The following is a 275-nucleotide window of genomic DNA, read 5'->3' as shown; positions in this document are numbered from 1 at the left end:
TGGTTGGTCTGCCATTATTGGTGCTTTTCCCTATGTGTAATTTGATTTTCTAGTTTAAGAAGCGCTGCCTCGCAACGAGCTAAACGTTGCTCTGTCGCCAGCAATACTTTCTGAGCTTCAGCTCGCATAAAACTAGGTGCAGTTTCCACTGCGCGTTCCTTTTCTAACACCATTTCTCGCAAGCGTCTTGCCCATTCTTGGTGCTGCGCGAGCTCTTGATAAAGCACGTTAATTGGTTTGCGAAAGTGGCTGCTATGTTTGATTTCATTCTTACG

General features: G+C 45.5%; 1 protein-coding gene. It reads right to left on the bottom strand.

Annotated elements, in window-relative coordinates; genetic code table 11:
• Positions 1-14: 14 nt before the first annotated feature.
• On the bottom strand, positions 15-275 hold a 261-nt coding region (gene priC, locus R7R78_RS26565; protein ID WP_225474665.1), incomplete at its 5' end, for a primosomal replication protein PriC.

The organism is Vibrio sp. 2134-1 (genome assembly GCF_033339495.1).
This window is presented reverse-complemented; position numbering and strand designations above follow the sequence as displayed.